Annotated in this window: 16 protein-coding genes and 1 other RNA gene; 14 read left to right on the top strand and 3 right to left on the bottom strand. The window is 69.1% G+C overall.

Translation table 11 applies throughout. The features are described 5' to 3' along the window. The first annotated feature begins 192 nt into the window (after positions 1 to 192). The 7 genes from AB0C22_RS15475 (at position 193) to mctP (ending at position 7,181) form a co-directional block, all read left to right on the top strand. Entirely contained in the window at positions 193 to 1,419 is a 1,227-nt protein-coding gene (locus AB0C22_RS15475; protein WP_219464093.1) for a helix-turn-helix domain-containing protein, read from the top strand. A 16-nt stretch (positions 1,420 to 1,435) separates the two neighbouring features. Next, positions 1,436 to 2,017, top strand: a complete 582-nt coding sequence (locus AB0C22_RS15470; RefSeq protein ID WP_208568793.1) for a flavoprotein — start codon at positions 1,436 to 1,438, stop codon at positions 2,015 to 2,017. A 55-nt stretch (positions 2,018 to 2,072) separates the two neighbouring features. Further along, positions 2,073 to 2,939 carry a Nif3-like dinuclear metal center hexameric protein gene (locus tag AB0C22_RS15465; RefSeq protein WP_219464092.1) on the top strand — a complete coding sequence of 289 codons (867 nt, stop codon included), beginning with the start codon at positions 2,073 to 2,075 and terminating at the stop codon, positions 2,937 to 2,939. Continuing rightward, entirely contained in the window at positions 2,936 to 3,673 is a 738-nt protein-coding gene (locus AB0C22_RS15460; protein WP_219464091.1) for a C4-type zinc ribbon domain-containing protein, read from the top strand. Before AB0C22_RS15465 ends, AB0C22_RS15460 begins: the two co-directional genes overlap by 4 nt. A gap of 4 nt (positions 3,674 to 3,677) precedes the next feature. Further along, the gene (locus tag AB0C22_RS15455) at positions 3,678 to 4,913 is read left to right on the top strand and encodes a bifunctional RNase H/acid phosphatase (protein WP_357535474.1); all 1,236 of its coding nucleotides are present in this window, start codon (positions 3,678 to 3,680) and stop codon (positions 4,911 to 4,913) included. Between the two features lie 251 nt (positions 4,914 to 5,164). Further along, on the top strand, positions 5,165 to 5,407 hold the full coding sequence (locus AB0C22_RS15450; RefSeq protein ID WP_219464089.1) for a DUF3311 domain-containing protein: 243 nt from the start codon (positions 5,165 to 5,167) through the stop codon (positions 5,405 to 5,407). A gap of 118 nt (positions 5,408 to 5,525) precedes the next feature. Beyond that, entirely contained in the window at positions 5,526 to 7,181 is a 1,656-nt protein-coding gene (gene mctP / locus AB0C22_RS15445; protein WP_357535473.1) for a monocarboxylate uptake permease MctP, read from the top strand. A 276-nt stretch (positions 7,182 to 7,457) separates the two neighbouring features. Here mctP and AB0C22_RS15440 read toward each other — a convergent pair whose 3' ends face one another. Then, complete coding sequence (locus tag AB0C22_RS15440; RefSeq protein ID WP_357535471.1) at positions 7,458 to 7,937, bottom strand: MarR family transcriptional regulator; 480 nt, start codon at positions 7,935 to 7,937, stop codon at positions 7,458 to 7,460. 69 nt (positions 7,938 to 8,006) lie between these two features. Between AB0C22_RS15440 and AB0C22_RS15435 the strand changes: the two genes are divergently transcribed. Then, on the top strand, positions 8,007 to 9,230 hold the full coding sequence (locus AB0C22_RS15435; protein ID WP_219464086.1) for an MFS transporter: 1,224 nt from the start codon (positions 8,007 to 8,009) through the stop codon (positions 9,228 to 9,230). A gap of 16 nt (positions 9,231 to 9,246) precedes the next feature. Here AB0C22_RS15435 and AB0C22_RS15430 read toward each other — a convergent pair whose 3' ends face one another. After that, on the bottom strand, positions 9,247 to 10,008 hold the full coding sequence (locus tag AB0C22_RS15430) for a sulfite exporter TauE/SafE family protein (protein ID WP_357014313.1): 762 nt from the start codon (positions 10,006 to 10,008) through the stop codon (positions 9,247 to 9,249). A 136-nt stretch (positions 10,009 to 10,144) separates the two neighbouring features. On the opposite strand from AB0C22_RS15430, the gene rnpB reads away from it, so the two are divergent. Then, an RNA gene (gene rnpB / locus AB0C22_RS15425) (RNase P RNA component class A) lies at positions 10,145 to 10,563 on the top strand. A 797-nt stretch (positions 10,564 to 11,360) separates the two neighbouring features. Beyond that, positions 11,361 to 12,857: a Fic family protein gene (locus AB0C22_RS15420; protein WP_357535468.1), complete on the top strand. Its 1,497-nt coding sequence runs from the start codon at positions 11,361 to 11,363 to the stop codon at positions 12,855 to 12,857. Between the two features lie 233 nt (positions 12,858 to 13,090). Here AB0C22_RS15420 and AB0C22_RS15415 read toward each other — a convergent pair whose 3' ends face one another. Next, complete coding sequence (locus AB0C22_RS15415; RefSeq protein WP_357535465.1) at positions 13,091 to 13,513, bottom strand: GntR family transcriptional regulator; 423 nt, start codon at positions 13,511 to 13,513, stop codon at positions 13,091 to 13,093. 554 nt (positions 13,514 to 14,067) lie between these two features. On the opposite strand from AB0C22_RS15415, the gene AB0C22_RS15410 reads away from it, so the two are divergent. The 4 genes from AB0C22_RS15410 to AB0C22_RS15395 all read left to right on the top strand — a co-directional run bounded on the left by AB0C22_RS15410 (position 14,068) and on the right by AB0C22_RS15395 (position 16,469). Beyond that, entirely contained in the window at positions 14,068 to 14,400 is a 333-nt protein-coding gene (locus tag AB0C22_RS15410) for a hypothetical protein (RefSeq protein WP_357535463.1), read from the top strand. Positions 14,401 to 14,536: 136 nt separating this feature from the next. Continuing rightward, positions 14,537 to 14,734, top strand: coding sequence for a precorrin-4 C11-methyltransferase (locus AB0C22_RS15405; protein ID WP_357535461.1), 198 nt, complete (start codon positions 14,537 to 14,539; stop codon positions 14,732 to 14,734). Positions 14,735 to 14,883: 149 nt separating this feature from the next. Beyond that, on the top strand, positions 14,884 to 15,705 hold the full coding sequence (locus tag AB0C22_RS15400) for a GntR family transcriptional regulator (RefSeq protein ID WP_357535459.1): 822 nt from the start codon (positions 14,884 to 14,886) through the stop codon (positions 15,703 to 15,705). Next, positions 15,693 to 16,469 carry a glycosyltransferase gene (locus tag AB0C22_RS15395; RefSeq protein ID WP_357535457.1) on the top strand — a complete coding sequence of 259 codons (777 nt, stop codon included), beginning with the start codon at positions 15,693 to 15,695 and terminating at the stop codon, positions 16,467 to 16,469. The genes AB0C22_RS15400 and AB0C22_RS15395 overlap by 13 nt, the downstream gene beginning before the upstream one ends. Positions 16,470 to 16,697: the final 228 nt, after the last annotated feature.

Genomic DNA, 16,697 nt, shown 5'->3' with positions numbered 1-16,697 from the left:
CACTGTCGTGATCCGGGATCGTTGACCTGACGAACGGCTCATGCAACTTGCACGAAGGTACGAAAAGCAGGTGTACGAACGACGTACACCCTGTGCGACCAGCGAATACCTGGGACGGACGGATCGGAGGCGCCCAGTGCGGGTCGTCCGGAGCCCGGTCGGACGACCCACGAGGGGGAGGAACGGGAGAAGATGGACGAGCTTCCGATAGGGCGGCGGGTGGCCTACTGGCGCGGACGGCGCAAAATGTCCCAGCAGGTCTTCGCCGACCGACTCGGCAAGTCCAAGAGCTGGGTCGACAAGGTCGAGCGCGGGGTCCGCCGGCTGGACAAGTTCTCCGTGCTGTACGAGATCGCCGTGATCCTCCGGATCGACGTGCAGCTGCTGCTCGGCAAGGACCCGGAACGGCGCAGCGACGCGTTCAGCTGCATCGACCAGGTCGAGGTGCAGGAGATCCGGGCCGCCCTGGAGCAGTACGCCTCGATGACCGTCTACTTCGACGCCGTGGCGTACCCGCCGCCGCTGTCCGACATGCGCAAGGCCGTCACGCACGCCTGGCTCACCTACCAGTACGGCCGCTACGGGATGCTCACCCGGGCGCTGCCGAAGCTGCTGCGGGAGGCCCAGGCGGCCGACGCCGGCTACGGCGGGGAGCAGGGCAAGGAAGCCGCCCACCTGCTCGGGCAGGTCTACCAGATCGCCTCCTCGGTGCTGCGCAAGCTCGGCGAGTGCGAGCTGGCCTGGTTGGCGGCCGACCGGTCGATGGCGGTCGCCCAGCGGGCCGACGACCAGTTGCTGGCCGGCGTCGCCACCGCCCGGGTCTGCAACGCGCTGGTGGCGATGGGCCGGGCCCGGCCGGCGCTGGAGCTGAACGTCAGCATCGCCAACCGGCTCGCCCCCGGCGGCATGAACGACAGCGCGCCGGACCGGCTCTCCGTCTACGGCATGCTGCTGTTGCAGGGCGCGATGGCGGCGGCCCGGTTCGGCGACTCGGACACGGTCGAGGACCTGCTGCACGGGGCCCACGAGGCGGCCCTGATGCTCGGCGGCGACGAGAACCACTACTGGACCTCGTTCGGCCCGACCAACCTGGAGCTGCACCGGGCCGCCGCCGCCGTGGAGCTGGGCGACGGCGGGCGGGCCGTGGAGATCCACCAGCGCATCCCCGAGCCGAGCTTCAACGGGCTGCTGCCCGAACGCCGGGCCCACCACCTGCTCGACATCGCCCGGGGCTACGCCCAGCTCGGTGACGTCGCCAAGGCGGGGGAGATGCTGCTGCGCGGTGACCGGCTCGCCCCGTCCGAGATCCGCTGCCGACCCATCGCCCACGAAGTGATGTCCGACGTGCTGCGTCGCACACGGGGTGCGTTGCCCGCGCCGATAGCGGAGTTGGCTGAGCAGATGGGAGTCGGAGTATGAACACGGCGGCGGCCGGATGAGCGGCAGCCCCCACCAGAGCAGTGAGCACCGCGGAGTGCTCTACGTCATCGCCTGCGGTTCGCCGCTGGCCCGTCACCTCGATCGACTCGTCGGCCTCGCCCAGGACGACGGCTGGGAGGTCTGCGTCGTCACCACCCCCGACGGGGCCAAGTTCGTGGACCGGGCCGAGCTGGCCCGGCAGACCGGGCACCCGGTGCGTACCCATTACAAGAATCCGGGCGACCCGGATCTGCTGCCCCCGGCGGACGCGATGGTGGTCTGCCCGGCGACCGTCAACACGGTCAACAAATGGGCGGCCGGGATCACCGACACCCTGGCGCTGGGCCTGCTGGTCGAGGGGCAGGGCCGGGGGGTGCCGGTGGTGGTGGTGCCGTTCACCAACGCGGCGATGGCCGCGCACCCGGCGTTCCGGGCCGGTCTGCAACGGCTGGGCGAGTGGGGTGCCACGGTGCTCTTCGGCGACCACGTCTACCCGCTGCACCCGCCCGGCACGGGGGAACGGCACCTGCACACCTTCCCGTGGGAGGCGGCGGTGGCGGCCCTGCCCGACCGGTCCCGGGCCGCCTCGGCCGCCTGACCCGCCGGACGGGCGTGGGCGTGGCCGCCAGTGCGCGCCGGTAAGCTGACCGGCCGTGAGCACAACCGCGTCCCCGCCGTCCGTCGCCGACGTCGTCACCGAGCTGGACCGGCGTTACCCGCCGGCCTGGGCCGAGGAGTGGGACCGGGTCGGTCTGGTGCTCGGCGAGCCCACCGACCCGGTCCGCCGGGTCTACGGCACGGTGGACGTCGTTCCCGAGACGGTCGCCGAGGCCCTCGCCGCCGGGGCCGACCTGATCGTCGCGCACCATCCGCTGCTGCTGCGTGGTGTGTCCTCGGTCGCCCCGACCACCTGGAAGGGGCGGATCGTGCACGACCTGATCCGCGCCGGGGTGGCCCTCTACGTGGCGCACACCAACGCCGACATCGCCGCGCCGGGTGTCTCCGACGCGCTGGCCGCCCGGTTCGGGCTGACCGGCCTGCGTCCCCTCGCGCCGTCCGCCCCCGGTGCCCCGTCCGCCGGTGGTGGTCGGGGCATCGGCCGCATCGGCGAGCTGCCCGCCCCGCTGACGCTGGCCGAGCTGACCCGGCACGCCGCCGCCGTCCTGCCCGCCACGGTCTGGGGGGTTCGCGCCGGAGGCGATCCCGGGCGTATCGTGCGTACCCTCGCGGTCAGCGGTGGCTCGGGCGAAGGTTTCCTGGCTGCCGCGTCCGCCGCCGGGGTGGACGCGTTCCTCAGCTCCGACCTGCGGCACCACCCCTCCGGTGAGCACCTCGCCGCCGGTGGGCCCGCCCTGTTGGAGGCCGCGCACTGGGCGACCGAACGACCCTGGCTGGACGACGTGGCCGCCCACCTGCGGGCCGACTTCGGCGTCGAGACCGTGGTGTCCGATCTGGACACCGACCCGTGGACCGTGCACGCCGCCGCACCCGCGATGGACGACAAGGAGCCCCGACCGTGAAGGCTGAACCCCAGGTCCAGCGCCGCCTGCTCGATCTCCAGGCGATCGACACCACCCTCGCCCAGCTCGCCCACCGCCGCCGGTCGCTGCCCGAACGGGCCGAACTGGAGGGCCTGGCCCGGGAGCTGTCCGCGCTGGAGGACGAGCGGGTCCGCGCCCAGGTCGCCGTCGACGACCTGGACCGCGACATCGCCCGGCTGGAGAAGGACATCGACCAGGTCCGGGCCCGCAAGAGCAAGGACGAGTCCCGGTTGGCCAGCGGCAGCGGGCCGGCCCGCGAGCTGGAGGCGCTCCAGCACGAGCTGGTCTCCCTCAACCGCCGCCAGGGTGACCTGGAGGACGCCGAGTTGGAGCTGATGGAGCAGCGGGAGACGGCGCAAGCCACCCTCGACGGGATCGAGTCCCGGCTCGCCGAGACCCGGGACCGGCGGGCCGCCGCCGAGCAGCGCCGCGACGAGAGCCTCGCCGCCATCGCCAAGGAGGAGGAGTTCAAGCAGGGCGCGCGCAAGCCGCTCGCCGCGGACCTCCCCGCCGACCTGGTCACCCTCTACGACAAGATCCGCGCGGACACCGGCCTCGGTGCGGCGCTGCTCACCGCGGGCCGTTGCGGTGGCTGCCGGCTGGAGCTGTCCGGCGCGGACCTGGCCCGGATCCGCAGTTCGGACCCGGACGAGGTGGTCCGCTGCGAGGACTGCCGGCGGATCATGGTGCGTACCAACGAGTCGGGGCTGTAGCCCGGTGGCGGTACGCGCGGTCGTCATCGAGGCCGACGGCGGGTCGCGGGGCAACCCCGGGCCGGCCGGTTTCGGTGCCGTGGTCCGGGACCCGACCTCCGGCGAGGTGCTGGCCGAACGCGCCGAGGCGATCGGGACGGCCACCAACAACGTCGCCGAGTACCGGGGGCTGATCGCCGGGCTGGAGGCCGCCGCCGAGCTGGGCGCGGTCGAGGTCGACGCCCGGATGGACTCCAAGCTGGTCGTCGAGCAGATGTGCGGCCGGTGGCAGATCAAGCACCCCGGGCTGCGTCCGCTCGCCGCGCGGGCCGCCGCCCTGGTGGACCGCTTCGACACCGTCCGGTTCAGTTGGATCCCCCGGGAACGCAACCGGCACGCCGATGCCCTGGCGAACGCGGCGATGGACGCCGCCGCCGGCAAACCGTCCCGCGCGGTGGCCGTACCGGCCGGCGGCGAGGCGTCCCGGTCTCCCGGTGACGAGCCGTCCCGGTCGGTGGCGGGCGTCGACTCGCCGGGCCGGGCGCAGGCCCGCGAGGTGGCCGCCCGTGCCGCCACCCGCAGCGCCGGGACCGACCCGGCGACCGCCAAGGCGTCCTGGGAGCCGAGGCCGAGCTTCACCGCCACCCGGCTGATCCTGGTCCGGCACGGAGAGACCGAGTGGACCGTGCAGCACCGCTACGCCGGCCGCGCCGACGTGCCGCTGTCCGAGTCCGGCCAGGCCCAGGCGCGGGCCACCGCCACCCGGGTGGCCGCGCTGGCCCCGTCCGTCGCGGCCGTGCTCAGCTCCCCGCTGTCCCGGTGTACGGCCACCGCCGAGGCGATAGCCGGGGCGCTCGGCGGTCTGCCGGTCCGTCGGCAGGCCGACTGGGTCGAGTGCGACTTCGGCGACTGGGACGGCCACACCTTCGCCGAGGTACGCGACCGGTGGCCGGGCGAACTGGACGCCTGGCTCGCCTCCACCCGGGTGGCCCCGCCGGGCGGCGAGTCGTTCACCGAGGTCGGGCAGCGGGTCGACCGGGCGATGGTGGCGCTGCGGGAGGCGTACCCCGGGGAGACCGTGGTGGTCGTCTCGCACGTCTCGCCGATCAAGCTGGCGTTGCGCGACGCCCTCGCGGCCGGCGACGCCATCCTGCACCGGCTCTACCTGGACGCGGCCGGCATCTCGGTGCTCGACATGTGGCCCGACGGGGGCGTCGCCGTCCGCTCCGTCAACGACACCGCCCACCTCCCGACCCGCTGATCACGGATAGTCCGTCGGCCGGCCCGGGACGTCCCGGGCCGGTTCGTCGTTTCCCGGTTCGTCGTTTCCCGGTTCGTCGTGAGTCGCCGCATCGTTCGTCGTGGGTCGATGTGTCGGCCCGTGCGTCGCGCCGTTCGGCGCAGCCGGGCGGCCGTTGAGCGCATCGTCGCGCGCCGATTGAACGTGATCGGGTTCACCGGGTCGTAGCGTCCGGCCGTTACTGGCCGGCACGACTACCGGAGGTGGGTCAGATGACCGCTGCCGAACCGGAGACGCCGCGTGCGGCGTCGTCCAGGGCGAAGGACCACAGCCCCTGGAACTGGTTGCTCTTCATCCCGATCGTGGTACCGCTGATCCCGATGTTCTTCAATGCGGACTCGCCCCGGTTGTTCGGCTTTCCGCGCTTCTACTGGCTGCAACTGGTCTGGATCCTGCTCGGCGTGGCCACCACCACGCTGGTCTACCAGATGACCAAGAAGCGGGGGCACCGGTGAGCGCGAGGAGTGAGCCGGGTTTGCGAGCCCCGCAGTCGCGAACGGAAGAGGGTCTGGTGAGCGCGAGGAGTGAGCCGGGTTTGCGAGCCCCGCAGTCGCGAACGGAGGGGGTGCTCTGATGTGGCGTGATCACTTGACCGAGATCATCGTCTTCTCGGCGCTGTTCCTGCTGGTCAGCGGCATGGGTTTCGTGGCGGCCCGGTGGCGGGCGCCGAAGGACATGGCCCACCTCGACGAGTGGGGGCTGGGCGGGCGCAGCTTCGGCGGCTGGATCACCTGGTTCCTGGTCGGCGGTGACCTCTACACGGCGTACACGTTCGTGGCGGTGCCGGCGCTGATGTTCGGGGCGGGCGCGGCCGGGTTCTTCGCCGTGCCGTACACGATCGTCATCTATCCGCTGGTGTTCCTGGTGCTCTGCCGGCTCTGGTCGGTGTCGCACCGGCACGGCTTCGTCACGCCGGCCGACTTCGTCCGCCGCCGGTTCGACTCGCCGGTGCTGGCGCTGCTGATCGCGATCACCGGCATCGTCGCGACCATGCCGTACATCGCGTTGCAGTTGGTGGGCATCGAGGCGGTGCTCAAGACGATGGGGGTCACCGGGGACAGCGCGGTGGCGCGGCACCTGCCGATCATCATCGCCTTCGCGATCCTGGCCGCCTACACCTACCAGTCGGGGCTGCGTGCTCCGGCGCTGATCGCGTTCGTCAAGGACACCCTGATCTACATCGTCATCCTGGTGGCGGTGATCTACCTGCCGTACAAGCTGGGGGGTTGGGGTTCGATCTTCGACGCGGCGGACGCGAAGTTCGCCGCCTCACCCAATCCGAACGACGGCATCCTGCTCAACGCCAACAACCAGCTCCAGTACGTCACCCTGGCGTTCGGTTCGGCGCTGGCGCTGTTCCTCTATCCGCACAGCATCACCGGCGTGCTGGCCAGCCGGAACCGGGACGTGATCAAGCGGAACATGTCGGCGTTGCCGGCGTACAGCCTGCTGCTCGGCCTGATCGCGCTGCTCGGTTTCATGGCCATCGCGGCCGGGGTGAAGCCGCTGCCCGGGGCGAAGGAGGGCACCGTCGACAGCAACACGGTGGTGCCGGTGCTGTTCGACCAGCAGTTCCCGGACTGGTTCGCGGGGGTGGCGTACGCGGCGATCGGCATCGGCGCGCTGGTGCCGGCGGCGATCATGTCGATCGCGGCGGCGAACCTGTTCACCCGCAACATCTACAAGGAGTACCTGAAGCGGGACGCCAGCCCGGCCCAGGAGGCGAACGTCTCGAAGATCACCTCGCTGGTGGTCAAGGTCGGCGCGGTAGCCTGCATCGTCTTCCTCGACCCGCAGTTCTCCATCGACCTCCAGCTCATCGGCGGTGTGATCATCCTGCAGACGCTGCCGGCGGTGGCGCTGGGCCTCTACACCCGCTGGTTCCACCGGGGCGCGCTGATCGCCGGCTGGGCGGCCGGCATGGGGTTGGGCATGTGGATGCTCTACCAGATCCCCAACCCGGCGTCGAAGCGCGCGCACTTCGGCGGGTCGGCGTTCCCGCTGTCCGACTTCGGCTTCGACACCAAGAAGACGATCTATGTCGGCATCGTGGCCGTGCTGGTGAACCTGGTGGTGGCGGCGCTGGTCACGCTGGCACTGCGGGCGGCGAAGGTGGCCGAGGGAGTGGACGGCACCACCCCCGACGACTACTTCGCCGACGAGGGCGACCCCCGCGTCACCCCCGACCCCGCCCGCGCCACCGACCCGGCCCGCGAACCAATCGCCTAACCCCGCCCCCCCGCCTCCCTGCCTCGCCCCCGCCTCCCCGCCTCGCCCCCCGCCTGCCCCTGTTGATCAAGAGCTTTACGTCAACATCCGACCAAGAACTGACGCAAACCTCTTGATCACGCGACCGACCCGGTCACCGTGCCCCGGGTCGGCCGGCTGGGGCTGGTGATCAAGAGGTTTGCGTCAAGTTCGATCTTCAAGTTGACGCAAACCTCTTGATCAACGGGGGTGGGCGGGGGGTGGAGGGGAGCGGGCGGGGGTGGGGTGGGGGTGGGGTTAGGGGCGGCGGGTGCGGGTGTCCAGGGCCTGGTTGAGGCGGGTCAGGAGGGTGGCCAGGGTGTCGCGGTCGGTGGGGGTCCAGTCGGCCAGGATGTCGCCGTAGAGCCGGGTCCGGGCGGCCCGGACGGCGGCCATCCGGTGCAGGCCGGCGGGGGTGGGAGAGATCACCGTGCCCCGGCCGTCGACCGGGTCGGGGGCGCGGGCGATCAGGCCGTCGCGTTGCAGCGCCGACACCTGGCGGGTGACCGTGGAGCCGTCGAGGTTTAGCCGGGCGGCCAGCGCCGAGACGTTCTGCGGGCCGGTGGTGTCCAGGTGGCGCAGGATCACGTACGCCGCCCGGTCGAGGACCCGGTGCTCGGCGCTGCCGGTGGCCCGGCGGGTGGCCTCGCCCAGCCGCATCAACAGGGCGACCTCGGTCTCGATCCGGCCGAGGGTGGCCTCGTCCGACTCCGTTCGCTTCGCCTGGTCGTCGCTCATAGCTGTATGATACAACAGAATTAACTGTATGATACAGCTATCTGTGGCTTCGGCCCGACAGGAGGCGGAGTGGACCGGCGAACCGAGCCCCACCGCAGTGCCATCTACGCCACCACGCTGGTGGCCTTCCTCGCCATCGCCGGTATCGCCGTGGTGGACCCCATCCTGCCCGCCATCGGCACCGCGATCGGGGTCACCGCCTGGCAGGTCGAGCTGCTCTTCACGGCGTACATCGCGGTGATGGCGGTCGGGATGATCCCGGCGACCCTGGCCAGCGGACGCTTCGGCTTCAAACCGGTGCTCGTCACCGGCGTCTCGGTGGTCGGGCTGGCCGCCATCGCCGCCTCGTTCAGCAACGACATCGTGCAACTGTCGGTGCTGCGCGGCGTCTGGGGGCTGGGCAACGCGATGTTCTTCGCCACCGCCATGGTGGTCCTGGTCAACCTCGCCAACGACCGGGAATGGGTGGTCGGCCTCTTCGAGACCGCACTCGGCCTCGGCTTCGCCGTCGGCCCGCTGATCGGCGGCCTACTCGGCGAGATCAGCTGGCGACTGCCGTTCTTCGTCTGCGGCATGTTCATGGTGTTCGCCCTGCTGGTCGCCGCCCGCAAGCTCCGTGAGCCGACCAACCGGCAGCCGCCCGTACGACTGGGGCAGATCTTCGCCACCTACCGCCGGCCGGCGTTCCTCATCCTCTGCGTGGTCACCGCCGCCTACAACTTCGTCTTCTTCGTGGTGCTCGGCTACACGCCGCTCTTCCTCGGCCTCGACGTCATTCCCCTCGGCCTCGCCTTCACCGGCTGGGGCCTCGGCCTGGCCGCCGGCATCCTGCTCATCGGCCACCGGCTCGCCCACCGGATCGGCGCGGTGCAGACCGTCGGGGTGGCCCTCGTGGGCCTGCTGGCCTGCATGGTCCTCTTCGCCACCTCGGCCGGCACCGCCGAGTCGCTCGTGGTGCTCGTCGTCGCCGGCCTGTGCATGGGCCTGGCCAACGCCAACCTCACCGACCTGGCCCTCGGCCTCGGCTCCGCCGACCGCCGGGTCGCCACCGGCGCGTTCAACCTGGTCCGCTGGGGTGCCGCCGCACCCGCGCCGATCCTGGCCGGCAAGCTCGCCGAGCACAGCCTGACGCTGCCGTTCTGGGTCGGCGCCGGGGTGCTCGCCGTCGGCCTGCTCGTCTACCTGACCTTCGCCCACCTGATGGCCGCCGGCTACGGCGAACGGCTGCGCTGGTCCCACTGGAACCGGGCCGCCCGGCAGGCCGAGCACGAACCCGTCGGGGAGGCCTACTGAACGGCCCCGGGGCTGCTCAGCCCAGCGCCCGCCAGAGCAGGTAGAGACCGATCGCCGTACCGAAGCAGACGATCAGCGTCCGGAGCACCACCGGCGGCAACCGGCGGGTCACCCGCGCCCCCACGTACCCGCCGAGCATCGTGGCCGGCGCGACCACCGCGACCGCCGCCCAGTTGACCGGCCCGAACAGGGCGAACACCACGAGCGTGGTCAACCCCACCACGGCCGACAGCAGGTTCTTCACCGCCGACACCCGGGCCAGCGTCGCATCGAGCACCAGGGCCAGGCCGGCCACCAACATCACCCCGAGCGCCGCGCCGAAATAGCCGCCGTACACCGTGCCGACCGCGACCATCGCCTGCACCGTGAGGGTACGGCGGCGCGGGCCCAACTCGGCCGGATGACCGACCAGCCGGCGCAGCGGCCCCTGGAACGCCAACACCGCCGTGGCCCCGAGCACCAGGAACGGCACCACCAGGTCGAACGCCCGCGCCGGGGTGGCCAGTAGGAGCAGACAGCCGACCCCCGTGCCGAGCACCGCCGTCGGCAGCAACGGCCACAGCGTCCGCCGGTGCGGCAGATCCATCCGGCTGCCCGCCACACTCGCCGCATAACCGGGAAAGACCGACACCGAGTTGCTGACGTTCGCCGCCACGGGCGGAATGCCCACCGCGATCATCGCCGGAAAGGTGATCAGGGAACCACCGCCGGCCGCCGCGTTCACCGTGCCCGCGGCGAGACCGGCGATGATCAGCAGTACGGCATCGGAGAGGTCCATGGTGCCCAGAGGCTAGTACGCCCTGATCAGAGCCCCTCCACCGCGTCGACCGCGTACCATTTTCGGGTTTGTTACGGCCCGGCCCGGGGTGAGATGGGCGCGGGACGCCGCGCCGTTAGGATGGGGACGCGACGGACGAGTCGACCGGGCGGTCGCGTCGGCGGGCTGCGGCCCGCCGCCGAGGAACGTCCGGACTCCACAGGGCAGGGTGGTTGTTAACGGCAACCCGGGGCGACCCGCGGGACAGTGCCACAGAAAACAGACCGCCGACCCCACTCGGGGACGGTAAGGGTGAAACGGTGGGGTAAGAGCCCACCAGCACCCCGGGTGACCGGGGTGGCTAGGTAAACCCCACCCGGAGCAAGGCCAAGCAAGGGCCGTCACCGCAAGCTGACGACCCGGCGCAGACGCTTGAGGGCTGCCCGCCCGATGTCTGCGGGTAGGCCGCAGGAGCCTGCCGGCGACGGTAGGCCGAGATGGATGGCCGCCGCCGGTGCGGGCCCCGCAAGGGGTACGCGCCGCGCACAGAATCCGGCGTACAGGTCGACTCGTCCGTCGCCCACCAGCTCAGAGCCGTGATCAAGGCTCTGAGCTGGTTCTATGTTCGGGCGTCGATGGTCGTCCTTGGTCATCGTTAGGTGGCATTTGACGGCCCGGTGACGGCCCAGACGGCCCAGAGACGGCCCAGGAATCCTTGACTCTCGGATCAGTTGGACCCGTTCTGCGGTGGCCTGCTGAGGGCTCGGTGGCGGCCTGGTCCTCGTCGACGGCGGAGGGCCTGCGGGATGGGGCTGGGTACGTCCTGGCGGTCGAGCTGCTGGCGTGACCCGGATACCCGGTGGCAAGCCAGTCCCGGGGTTGGACTGGTGCGGCAGCCGGAAGCCCCGACCACGCGACCAGGCCGACCCGCCGGCTTCCGTCACGGCCTCGCTGAACCTGGTCCCTCTGGTTGGTGGGGCGGTGTCCCGGCGGCTGTCGGCGGCTTACCGCCCCGGTGCCGTAGGCGTCCGGGGCGGCTTGCCGCCGGCCGGGCTTGCCGCCCCGCACCGCGCGGAGCGCGGTGCCTTGATCCAAAACAGAACAATTCAGCAGCAGTGCAGGGTGCGTGGTAGCGGGTACGCAGAAGCGATAAATCGCTTACAAAGCTCTGTGCGCCGGGGCTGAACGCTCGGAAGGCCACCCACGCCAGGGCTCATCAATCTGCTGCCAGACGGCACCGTTGCTGTCCGGGCACCTACGACGTCATGGCCCTTGCCTGGTTCCGCGCAACAGCAGAGAACGAGAGGAATCCTCACAATAGCCAGGTGTCGGCGGGTCACGCTAGGTATGTAAAGACCTGGAAGGATGGAGGTATGACTGACGAGGGCAGCGCCCCGGCCGGCGCGATCCATCAACTTCCTCAGCAGCGGCTTCCTGCTGACAGCTTAGATGCCCCTTACCAGCCCATCGTCGACTTCGCGGATTGGTCTAGTCCTCATTTCGACTTGACGGACTGGGAGGCGGCCTATGATGACTTCGTGAGCCGAGCTGCACTTTGGCCACCACAGATATTGCATGGGACTCAAAGAAAGCTAGACCGTGAGGCGGCGGCAGAAACCGGCGCGGTTGAGGGCCTCTACGAACTCGCTCCAGGGGCTACACGTACGATTGCCGAGGAGTCGGAAGGATGGGAATCAGCTCTCCCGCCGCGAGGAATTGGCCTGTTTGATTCCCAGATTGGTGCCTACCAGGCGGTTCGTAAGTGGGCTGACACGGATACGCCGATCACGGAGGCGGATATCCGGGAGCTGCACGCCATTCTGTGTCGCGCGCAGGATACCTACAAGGCGACCGCACTCCTTAATGGGGAGCAGAGGCAGATTGATCGCCCCCTCCCAAAGGGTGAATACAAGACCACGTCGAACTTCCGCTATTTAAGGGACGGTAGCTATGCCGAATACGCACCTCCGATTGATACCAGTCCGGAGATGCGTCGTCTCATTGAGCAGATGCAGACCGTTGAATTCACATCGGCCCATGAGCTAATCAGGGCGGCGTACGTGCACCATTCCGTAGCGAAGATTCATCCATTCGTTGATGGTAATGGCAGGGTGTGTAGAGCGCTTAGCTCTGTCTATTGTTATCAGCTTTGCGGGCTTCCGCTGATAGTTTATGGGGATCGCAAGCAGGCGTATTTTCAGGCTCTTGAGGCTGCAGACAAAGGTGACACCCGGCTGTTCGTTTCGTATATTGTGGACCGAATGATAGACACCCTTGGTCGCGCTCAGCAAGAGGCTACCGGTGCACAGACGCTGCCATTCGCTGCGAGTATAGTTCAGCTGCAATCTCTTGTTGCTGCCCGCTCGACGTTGACAATTGGCAGCGCCCGCAAGGTGGGAATCGAGCTGGGTAGGTACGTTGAGAGTGAGGTGCGGCAAAGGCTGCGAAGCCTGCCTAGCGATGCTGGGCTGAAAGCCGAAATGGAGTCCCCTCGTTTTCAGGGTGAGACGATTCCAAGCTTCCTTGGGTTCCCCGACGACTTCAATGAGGTATTCAGTCGAGAAGTCGATCTCCACCTGCAAAGACCTGCCGAGGTGTCACTATCGGTGGCGTTTGGGGTGGGTTACGCTAAACGCTTAGATTCTCGCTTTACGTTCATTCTTGTCGGCCGCACAGGCGAGTATCGTAGCAGCAGGTTTTCGAACCTGCCTGACGTTTCATTAAGGTTCGAGGATGTCTATCCCTCAGTCGGGACAGGCGCGGAAACCCGAGTCGACCTTTTTGTGGATGGCCTCATGGCGGCCATGGTGCAAAGTGTTATCTATGAGCTCCGCCAAGTGCTGCGACAGTTGGGCCATGATGAAACATAGAACTTGATCGTTGCTGACCCGGCTGTCATCGGCCCGCCCTCCTGGGGATCTGGCAGCTGCCCGGCCACCACGTCAATCGGACTTTGACGGCTCCCACGAGCGTTGGTGGATTGGGCGGTGGTCTGCTCGACTTGCTTGGGTCGATGGCAGGCGGGGCGGCTCAGGCATTCACCCCCAGATCGCGACCCATCGACGAATCCCCGCGATCCTAGAGCCAGCGTGCGTGAACTGCTCTAGCTCTTCTCCTGGAGCAGTCGGTAGGTTCTGACGACTGTTCCGACGACTCCGTTTGTTCGAGTGAGGCTTTGGTGTTCCAAGAGTGCCGTGCCCACATCGACAGCGAAAAGAGCTGCTAGTTCTGCGTCCGCAAAAACCTGGCGCTGTTCCGTTTCCGTCTCAAAACACCCGTCCCGCTCTGGCGCGTTTCGGTGGGGTGCGGCGTATGTCCCGCGCCCGTGATCGGTGACCACCAAGTCAACCTCGCGCAATGCGGCTATAGCCTGACGAACTGTGCCGCGCGCTGCCCGGAACTCAGCGGTAAGTGCACTCTCGGTCGGCAAGAGGGCTCCGGGCGGGATGGCACCACTCTCGATGCGCTTTCTGAGCTCGTCGGCGATGGTGCGGTAGCGGGGTTGGCCGTAGTGCGGGGTGGGCACCTGTTCACCGTACCTGGCACTTGTTGTACCAAGTGCCAAGCAAGCGACGTGTTTCGACGTCTAGACAACTCGTCCACTTGTAGATACGTTTCCTGGTGTGCGGCCGGGGTGACGGCTCGTGTCAGGAGTGGTCGCGGTGTCGGCCCTGGTCGCACCTATGCGCGGCGTCCCTGGGGACCGGTTGCGGTAGCCGCGTAGACAAGTTGGCTCGGCGATACCCGACCCGTCCGGCGTCGGACGGTGCGCCGTGCCTTCATCCGGGCCGGCGGCCGGCCACAGACGTGCTCGTGGTCGGCCGCCGGTTCCTCGTCTACCTGTGGAGGTGCGATGTCCGGCTCTCATCGTCGACGCGGTTGGTTGTCGTCCTGGTGGCCCCGCCGATGTACACCGATCCCGACCACCAGGAGCGATACGCCGTCGGCGTCGTCCGGTGGGTCGGTGGTCCCTGCGCCGTGGTGGTCGGTCGGTGTCACTCGGGAACTGCCCGTGCTGCGGTATGCGCCGTTGATGACGGTGGCTCAGGCGCACCGGGGGCACGGCGGGCGGTGGACACGATGACCCGCCCGAGCAAGCCGGCCCCGGTCACGAGTCACCCGGACTGGTGCACTCCGGAGCGGTGCGGCTATCTGGTGCCGCCGGTGATGGCGCACATGGCCCGTCGTCATCGCGGCCACATGCTCCGGGTCGGTGAGAAGCGGGCGAGTGGGCTCGTCGTCACGTACCTGATCAGCGCCGAGGCTCCCGGTGCTCCGCTGGTGTGCGTGCACGCGTCGTGTCGGGCGGGGAACGCCTGGGCGGAGTTGTCGCTGTCGGAGGCGGCCGAGTTGGTGGCGCAGTTGCGCGGGTTGCTGGCGCGGGCCGGCGGGCAGGGGGCCGGCGATGAGTGACGGCTTCCCGATGAACCGACGGCTGCCGGCGTCGCCTCGGCCGGTGGTGTGTCCGCCGTGGTGTCGGGGCTGCGGGCCGAACGATCCGATGCACCGGGGGTACCTGGCCACGATCGGCCGGGAGGGGACCGGGTGGGTGAGTCTGCAACTGCTCATCGACCGGTTCACCCGCCGCGACCCGGCGATCAAGCTCGACGCGACCCACTACGGCACCACGCAAACCGTGCTCCTGACGCTCACCCACGTCGACCGGCTCATCGAGGAACTGACCCACGCCCGACAAGCCATGCATACACAGGCCGGGCGACACGGGCGGACGGGAGAAGCACGGTGAACACCAACGGCCGGCGGGGCGCTGCGGCACGTACTCCTGGTGGCCGTCGTGGGCAGCTCCCGCGAGCAGGGGCGGTGGTGGTGCCGGTGGTTCCGGAGCGGCCGGCTGGGGGGACCACCTGGCAGACGTTGGAACGTCTAGGGGGTACGGTGACCGGTGTGCATGGCCGGGACTGGCGCCCTCGCTACCTGCAACTCGCGGAAGAGTTGCGGGTGAAGATCATGAGCGGGGAGCTTGCCCCCGGCACGCTGATGCCCAGCGAAACCGAGCTGGCCGAGTCGTCCGGGCTGTCCCGCACGAGCGTCCGCAACGCCATCCGGCAGCTCCGCGAATGGGGCCTGGTCCGCGCAGAGCAGGGACGCGGCACCTACGTGCGGGCACCCCGCCAGCGGGTACGCCGCCGCAACACCGAGCGGTACCAGTGGGAGAAGGACCGGGTCCTGCTCGACGAGGACGAACGGTTGAAGACCGGCGCGACCGAGCACGACACCGGCCTGACCGTCGACGACCTCAAGTTCCACGCCGAGTACACCCGTGTCGACGCCAATGAGGAGATGGCGGCGGCCCTCCAGGTGGAGCCGGGTGCGTCGCTGCTGCGCCGGGTCTACTGGACGTCGTCGCGGCACGAGAACGCGCCGCTGACCGTGTCGTACTCCTACCTCCCGTATGACCTGGTCGCCGCGAACCCGGACCTTCTCGACGCCGGCAAGGAACCCTGGCCCGGCGGCACGCAACACCAGCTCTACACCCTCGGCATCGAGCTGGACCGCATCGACGACGAGATCCGCGCCCGGCCCCCGTCGCCGGATGAGGCCGAGCTGTTGGACATCGACCCGGGCGTCTCCGTGCTCACCGTGCGGAAGACCTCCGTCGACACCACCGGCCGGGTGGTCGAGGTGGCGGACGTGGTGATGCCGGGGGACCGGACCGAGCTCGTCTACTCCCACAAACTCCAGCGGTGGAAAACTTGACGCAGCTCGTCTCGGTCATCACCCCGGTCCACGCGCCCAGCATCGAATACCTGGCTGGCGCGTACGCGTCGCTGGCCAAGCAGGAGATGCCGCCGGGGTGGGACTGGCAATGGCTCGTCCAGGAAGACGGACAGACCGGAGCCCTGGCCGACGTCCTGCCCGACGACCCACGGATCAGCCTCGGCACCGGTCGTCCCGGTGGCCCGGGTGTTGCTCGGACCCTTGCGCTGTCCCGGGTTGACGGGGATCTCATCAAGGTTCTGGACGCTGACGACCAGTTGACCCCCGGTGCGCTGGGGCGGGACATCGCCGCGTTCGACGCGCACCCACAGATCGGGTGGACCACCTCGCGGGTACTCGACCTGCTCCCCGACGGGTCGACCGCCGGATGGGACAAAGACCCGGCCGGCGGGGTCATCGACCGGGGCGCGGTCCTGGCGTTCTGGCAGGCCAACGACTACCGGGCATCCGTACACCCGGCGACCCTGTGCCTACGCCGGGACCTCGTCTTCGCCCTGGGTGGTTGGATGGCCCTACCCGCCTCCGAAGACACCGGCCTACTCCTGGCGGCCAACGCCGTTACCGCCGGCTACTTCACCCGTGAGTATGGCCTGCTGTACCGGAAGTGGCCCGGACAGGTCACCAGCCAAGCTGCACACCGCGAACCCGCCGAATACCAAGCGCGCATGAAGATCATCGAGGCCAGAGCCAACGCCCTGACCTCGATGATCCCCAACTTCGGTGGCGGCGGCGCAAAGGCATAGCTCTGTCCCGGTATCCCATACGTATACCTCTGTGTCTCTTTTACCCAGCCACCGGCACTGGTTCAACTCTCGCGGCCCGCGTGATGCCCTGGGCCGCGCACAAAGACTGTCATTGGACTGTTCCGCGACCTGGAAACGTCCATCTATTCGCCAAAACGTTGCACTCCCGCACCGAAATTCAGGTCGACTAGCTCTGGCTGGACCACACAGCAGGGACCTCGCCTGTTC

Source organism: Micromonospora sp. NPDC048894, assembly GCF_040649765.1.
Taxonomy (GTDB): Bacteria; Actinomycetota; Actinomycetes; order Mycobacteriales; family Micromonosporaceae; genus Micromonospora; species Micromonospora antibiotica.
The sequence above is the reverse complement of the archived record's forward strand: the minus strand, read 5'-3'. Positions and strand labels throughout refer to the sequence as shown.